Origin of the sequence: Escherichia sp. E10V10 (assembly GCF_004211985.1) — a bacterium.
In the GTDB taxonomy this organism is placed as follows: domain Bacteria; phylum Pseudomonadota; class Gammaproteobacteria; order Enterobacterales; family Enterobacteriaceae; genus Escherichia.
The window spans coordinates 37,361-44,433 of sequence record NZ_RHJO01000038.1; the positions used below are offsets into that span (position 1 = coordinate 37,361).

A 7,073-nucleotide genomic window follows, 5' to 3' on the forward strand; every position below is an offset into this window, starting at 1 on the left:
CCACAGATAAACTGGGATTGCCATGTTTACTTCTCCATTTCTTTAGTTGAAACGTCACGTACATCCTGTGACGTGTGTTACGCGCCAGGCAGACGACAGGCGTCAGCCTGGGGTACCAGACTGATCTCGACACGGCGGTTATGCGCACGGCCATCAGGCGTGTCGTTTGATGCAACCGGTCGGCTGTCACCGTAACCCTGCACGTCAATGCAACTTTCCGGTACGTCCCAGGTATCACGCATCCAGTCACGAACGGCCTCCGCTCGTTGTAAAGACAGGGTCTGGTTGAGCTGAACGCTGCCGGTATTGTCTGTGTGGCCACTGACCACGATGAGCCAGCCTGGTCTGGCTTTGATCCCCGCCAGTGCATTGACGAGTATTTTGGTAGAACCGTCTTTGAGTGCCGATTTGCCGGAATCAAACAGCGACATGCCGTCGAGACGAACAATTTTCGGTACTGGTTTTGGTTTAGATGCTGGTTTTGGTTTAGGTGTTGGTTTTGGTTTAGGTGTTGGTGGTGGAGTCCAGGTATCGATAGCCTGTTGCAAGGCCAGCCACAGGCGTAGCCCCGGGTAATAGCCCAGGCTGTAACGCAAAGGTTCTCCCTGACGCTGCCAGCGTTCAAGCAGGAATGTATCCTGCTTCAGGGCGACCAGTGATTCTGCTTTAGGGCGATAGTGGTTCATCGGGATTGCATTCCAGCGCTGCAAATCGGTGCTCACCTGACAGATCAGGTCACGGTTATTGAGCGCAGAAATACCCAATGCGGTCAGAGCACACACCCACATCAGCAGGACCAGGCGACGGGTACGGTGCCCCCCCTGCACCGTTGATGCAAAAGGTGCCAGCAGCGGCAGAACCGCATCCGGGAATAAACTTTCCGGATCTGTTTGCCCAGGCTTTCGGGAAAACTGCAAACAGGTGCGGGAATATAGCCAGTCGGCCCAGACTGACTGGGTTTCGGGAAGGACGGTACCGAGGCGCAGTGCCACGGAAAACGCTCGTTCGGGCGGGGTTAACCGATCAGGTTTCTCAAGCTCATCAGTCAGGGTTTTACGGATAAATGAAAATGCCTGACTGATCACGGGTAGCGCCGTAATATTGTCATTAGCCTGCAACCAGTCGATGAAAGCCTGCGGCGAATCATTTACCGGACATACAATCGGTTTGTCACCACGAACGATTATCCACGGAGTCTCAGGTCCGGAGAATTCGGCACTCACCACAACCGGTAGAGTAAAACCCGTCAGAGTTTTGATTTGTTTACTCTGCTGGCGGAGCGTCTTTAATGTGGAGCGCAGAACAGCTTCATCCTGATGATGGTCTGGCAGGCAACGGTACATAACCGAAAGCTGACCGACCTGGCGTGGGAACTGCGTCTGTATGCTGCGGACAACATCCGTTAACCGGCTGACGTCATCGGCCCGGAGCCACCAACCCTGAGCTGTTTTACGCAGAGGACTCCCCTGAAACAGCGCACCCAGCCCGTCACCGCATACCAGTACAACGGGGCCCTGGGTGTCGAGTAGTGGCAGGTCAGCAGCTGAAACGGAGGTGTCGGATACCGACTGCTCCCGGCTGCAGTTATTAAAAACAGTCCAGTCTGCCAGCAGGAGGATCAGCACCGTGGTCAGGCCTTTAAACACGTTCCCTGTTGGGATGAAATACCAGAGCAACCACAGCAATGTGGCAACAGCTGCAAAGGTGTGCAGGGCAACCGGAATAATGACTGATCTACGCATTAGTTACGTAGCTCCGGTATTTGTGCTGACAAGAGTGCCTGGAGCCACAGATGACCGCCCCACCAGATAACACCGGTAAGGATGATGGCAAGCGCTATCCAGAACCAGACTGAACGCATCAGACTCCAGCGATGTTTCCCCATCCGGTGAACAATCAGTGACAGGCCTGCATCAGGCGGAGAGCATCGCTCAGACAGGGCTTTGACGACTTCATCCCGCTGCGACTGACTGACCGCCTTCAATCCGTACACCCCCTGAAAACCCAGTGCAATTACCCGGTGATAACACGTCAAAACGGCCGGGTTCGGTGAGGGCTGACGCAGGACCTCTGCAATGCTATCCCACAGAGCCTCACCTGCTCGAAGTGATCCGAAAAATCGTGCCTGAAGCGGGACTTTACGCCATGCCACCTGGCCCTCATCAACTTTCGGCTCTTCTCCTTCCTCACACTTTTCAGGCTTACGGCTCATCACCGCCTCGTCCAGCAAGGCACATTGTGCGTAGGAAATATGCCCGACACTGTCCTCGTCATAACCGGCACGCACCAGCGCTTCCCGCACACTTTCAACCTGTTTAACGCACTTGTTGTAAAGCGCACTACCATTGAGCGTGACGGCGCCTTTCTTCAGCATGGTGACGGTGAGCCAGGTCTCTGCCATCAGCTGGTCGATATCGATATCCTGTTTCATGAGCGCAATACCGCAAACAGTTCAAGTTCCAGTGCGCCAAGCATTTCAGGCACGTAGAACATACACACGCCCTGCTCCTGCATTTCATGCGCAGCGGGGCTTTCCATATCAAGCGCGAAGTACTGGTTTTCCATGCGTACAGGCAAAGCCGCCGGGACCCTGCTGACAGGGATCAGAGGGATCCCCTTGAGTGCAACACCATAGATCTCATTGACGTCATCAGGTGAACCCGCCTGACAAAGTGCCGGGAATTTATCGGCAACCTGCCAGGCCGGTATGTCTGAGCGAACAGAGAGGTAGAGGTCTGCCTCTTCGCGCAGACGAATATCGTGAAGGTTTGCTTTCCAGGTTTGGCCATCCGGACGGGACATTTCCAGAGCAATGACCCTGGATGGCAGACTTGCCTCAAGCAACCCCGAGATCAGGTCAAACAGCGGAGGAAACGTATTGGCGGGATCCTCGTGGTCATATCCCGGTATGGCGTCGAGATCATGGTCCAGGGAAAAGGTCAGCATGCTTCCTGCCAGGCGTGCAAGCTCAGCCCACACCTGTTCAGGCGGACGGGAAGGAAAATGTTCGTATTCCGTCAGCACCCCGGCGTGGGAATTTAGCGCATTCAGCAACCAGAAAAGGGAAACATCGGCGACGGCAAAATCGGCAAGTCTCTCGTTGCTCTCACGACGCATTGTCATCAGACGCTGGCGTCGGGAACGTAACTGGCGATTTAACAGCGCCAGACGTTCGCGAAGAACCGGGCTTGCCGAAAATGACGCAACGGGAGGGATGAAAGACGGGTCCAGTAGCCACGCATTATGTCCGTCCCGGATTAGCCTTGCTACAGGGCAGACTTTCCAGGAATCATTACTTTCATGGGCAAACCGGATGGAGAAATTGAACCGGGCAACTGCCATTGATTCTTCTTCAGGCCCAAATGCATCCGGCAACGTCACCCATTCTTCGCGATAGCGAAGCGGTCGATCCGGGAAGATGCCTTCCTGCTCAACGTTGGCAACACCCGGCTGCATATGAGGCAGTGCGATAACGACAGTTACTGCATCAAGACCTGCCAGCTGACTGGCATCTAACTCACGCGGCGCCGGAGGCAGATCGCTTCTTTGCGCATCAATCAGCGTTCCATCTTCCAGCCAGAGACGTAACTGCGTAATCTGGATCAGACCCGATGAAAGAAGACTGTCGTTAAACTCAATCTTTTCCACACCCCAGGGGAATGCAGATGCCAGTGCGGTTGCACCGGCGCTGCGAAAAGACTCCCATTCTGCCTGCTGCTGGAACTGCTGAGGGGACAGTAAAGCCCCCTCGTTCCACAATGGACGATAAATTTTCATCTCTGCGCCTGCCTTATGCTTTTGCTTTCGGCATCTGAGATACCCGCGACAGATTGACGTCCATACCCTCTCAGGGGGTTAGCAACATCAATACTGATCTCTGGGTTAAGCTCGGATAGAACGCTATTAAAGTTGTGTTTTGAAATAGTTAACTTGCTGCGTTCAGAAAGCGGGAGAGTTTCTTTGCCGTTGCTGAAATTTCCCACCGCGAGAAGTTTTAAGGGCAACTCTACTTTCTTTTGGGCAGAACCCGTGTGCAGGTCAGGCTGGATGTTGACGCGTGCTTTTGGCACTTCATTCTGGAAGCTGGAATCTGCCATATCATTCCCTTTGTTGGGCAGTGGTGATAGTTACCACGAGGTATCTTTACAAAGCGATGATAGAACGTTTTGCTAAAAAATATCAACTTTGCAGATCGAAAATCTATAATTGTAATTTTATTAAGAATTTTCATCTACTCTGTAACAGAGCGCATCTCTAAGTATTGGGGTAAAGGTTTTTTTGTTCACTCCTTATGTCGTCATTTACAGAGGGATTAACTATAAGTAGGTGCCTTGGCGGTTGAATGTTTCATATGTGACTTTTTATTGGTTAAGATCAATGCAATGAGTGTGATGACTGCCTGGTGCGGATGTGTGCCTTTGCACTGATAACTCGCTGTAACAGTTACATTTTTTGTTACATGTCGTTGTGATAAAAAATTCGAAAGCGGACTTATAGGAAAAACATTGTAAGTAATGGAGGGTATTTCGTTTTAAAAACTATCTGATTTGTATGACGTTGAATAAGTTACGGGTTATGTGGCAGGTTTCAGCATCAAAATCGTTGTTTCTCAACCGGTCGTTTACGAAACCGCGCCCGTGGTTACTGGGCGCGGAAAAATCCAGGTTTCCGGTGAAAAAAACTATACGGCATTTCTTAGGGGGTCTTGACTCAATCGGATAACCTAAATGCGATGACCACTGACTTTAAATCAGGCCCTTACAAATCAGGAGTGGTTAAATAATGCGCTTAACGTACAAAATTTTCCATTTCCCAAACCGACCCCACATACGGCTCGCGAGTCCTGCGGACAGTGTCTGTTATGATGATGGATGCAGGGCTACCTGCGGCAAACTCCGATTCAGCCATGAAGCACACTATACCGGGTGCGCACTTTCACTGGATCCACTACACAGGGTACAGCTTTCACTTCAGTATCATCACGTTATCAGAGCCGATCATCATTCACGATACACTGTACCAGGTAAAGTTTCCTAACCGTGCCGTCATGCTATCAGGTATGGTGGCAATAACGTGATCCACTATACCGGGTGAGGATCACATTCTTGGCTAAAATACACACAAGACACCCAGAAAAGGCAGAAGAAAATGGACTGCATCGGGGTAATGGGGCTGATGCCACCCGGTGTAGTGGAGATACACTATACCAGGTAAATCAAAGCGAGAGGAGAAGGATATCCACTATACCGGGTAACACAGGCAACTACGTTATCAGGCATCGATTATGGCTTCATGTTTCTCTTCAGAATATTCAGCACGTAATCGACGTTTTCTTTGTCTATGGAGTATTCCAGAAAACCGCTCTCTTTAAGCTGGCCCAGTGCTTTTTTAACCATGGCATTCTGGTTTCCAAGGTGTGAGGACAGTTGCAACCGTTCACGCTCGACGAGATTGCAGAGGCTCGGCACTATATGGAGGCCAATGGTCAGGTAGGCAAAATAGTTATGGTCGTAGAGTAATTCTTACCGCAGTATTTTATTAATGATTTTGCTATAGCCTGGAAGATATCCGGGCTTTTTTATTATCCAGTGCGCCTTATATCCCCGTCATTCAGGGCGGGGATATAAGGCGCGGTTTTTCACCTAACCAGGTGTTTGCTGTTGTTCAATGTATTGGCGGATGACGGATATTGGCGCACCTCCGCAGCTACTGGCAAAATAACTGGGACTCCACAAAACGCCTTTGTGGTAATACCTGACTGCAATATCTGGTCGATCTCGTCGCAGTAATCTACTCGATACGCCTTTGAGGCTGTTTACCAGACTGGATATCGCCAGTTTGGGTGGATAGTTAATTAACAAATGGACGTGATCTGGTTCGCCATCCATTTCAACCAGTTCAGCTTCAAAATCAGCACATACATTTGAAAAGTAAGTGCGTAGTTTTTCTGTCGCGTCATAGTCAAAAATCTGACGTCGGTATTTGGTGACAAAGACCAGGTGAACCTGCATCAGGAAAACACAGTCCTTCCGCGTCGGATATCGGTTTCTTTTTTCATAGACCAACGTATGATTTTCCCTATGAAACGACTACAAGCATTTAAATTCCAGTTAAGACCCGGTGGTCAACAGGAGCGTGAAATGAGGTGCTTCGCAGGCGCATGTCGTTTCGTTTTCAATCATGCTCTGGCACGTCAGAATGAGAATCATGAGGCCGGTAATAAATATATCCCTTACGCGAAAATGGCTTCCTGGTTGGTTGAGTGGAAAAATGCCACTGAAACGCAATGGCTTAAAGATTCACCCTCACAGCCATTGCAACAGTCACTGAAAGACCTTGAGCGGGCTTACAAAAACTTCTTCCAGAATCGGGCTGCTTTTCCCCGATTCAAAAAGCGGGGACAGAATGATGCATTCCGCTACCCGCAGGGCGTTAAGCTCGATCAGGAAAACAGCCGTATTTTTCTGCCGAAACTTGGCTGGATGCGCTACCGGAATAGCCGTCAGGTCACGAGCGTTGTGAAAAATGTCACTGTCAGCCAGTCCTGCGGTAAGTGGTACATCAGTATTCAGACAGAAAGTGAAGTATCAACTCCGGTTCACCCTTCAGCATCAATGGTCGGGCTGGATGCTGGCGTGGCTAAACTCGCCACGCTGTCAGATGGCACAGTCTTTGAGCCTGTAAACAGTTTTCAGAAAAACCAGAAGAAGCTGGCGAGACTTCAGCGACAGTTAAGCCGCAAGGTCAAATTCAGCAATAACTGGCAGAAGCAGAAACGCAAAATACAGCGACTGCATTCCCGTATCGCAAATATCCGCAGGGACTACCTTCACAAAGTCACAACGACCGTCAGCAAAAACCACGCAATGATAGTCATTGAGGATTTGAAGGTCAGCAACATGTCAAAGTCAGCCGCGGGTACGGTCAGCCAGCCGGGGCGCAATGTCCGGGCAAAATCAGGTTTAAACCGTTCGATACTGGATCAGGGCTGGTATGAAATGCGCCGCCAGCTTGAGTACAAAGAGCTCTGGCGTGGCGGTCAGGTGCTTGCGGTTCCGCCAGCGTACACAAGC

At 50.6% G+C, this 7,073-nt stretch carries 4 protein-coding genes and 2 pseudogenes; 1 reads left to right on the forward strand and 5 read right to left on the reverse strand.

Annotated elements, in window-relative coordinates:
* Positions 1-77: 77 nt before the first annotated feature.
* From D9736_RS22630 to tnpA, 5 genes and pseudogenes are all read right to left on the reverse strand, one after another.
* Positions 78-1,742: an OmpA family protein gene (locus D9736_RS22630; protein WP_130259223.1), complete on the reverse strand. Its 1,665-nt coding sequence runs from the start codon at positions 1,740-1,742 to the stop codon at positions 78-80.
* On the reverse strand, positions 1,742-2,431 hold the full coding sequence (gene tssL / locus D9736_RS22635; RefSeq protein ID WP_130259224.1) for a type VI secretion system protein TssL, short form: 690 nt from the start codon (positions 2,429-2,431) through the stop codon (positions 1,742-1,744). The genes D9736_RS22630 and tssL overlap by 1 nt, the downstream gene beginning before the upstream one ends.
* Positions 2,428-3,777, reverse strand: coding sequence for a type VI secretion system baseplate subunit TssK (gene tssK / locus D9736_RS22640; protein ID WP_130259225.1), 1,350 nt, complete (start codon positions 3,775-3,777; stop codon positions 2,428-2,430). The genes tssL and tssK overlap by 4 nt, the downstream gene beginning before the upstream one ends.
* A 53-nt stretch (positions 3,778-3,830) precedes the next feature.
* A pseudogene (locus D9736_RS22645) lies at positions 3,831-4,097 on the reverse strand (type VI secretion system contractile sheath small subunit); the annotation flags it as partial.
* A 1,545-nt stretch (positions 4,098-5,642) separates the two neighbouring features.
* Positions 5,643-6,058, reverse strand: a pseudogene (gene tnpA / locus D9736_RS22655) (IS200/IS605 family transposase).
* Positions 6,059-6,080: 22 nt separating this feature from the next.
* Between tnpA and D9736_RS22660 the strand changes: the two are divergent.
* Positions 6,081-7,073, forward strand: a 993-nt coding sequence (locus D9736_RS22660; protein ID WP_130259227.1) for an RNA-guided endonuclease TnpB family protein, incomplete at its 3' end; no start/stop codon positions are given.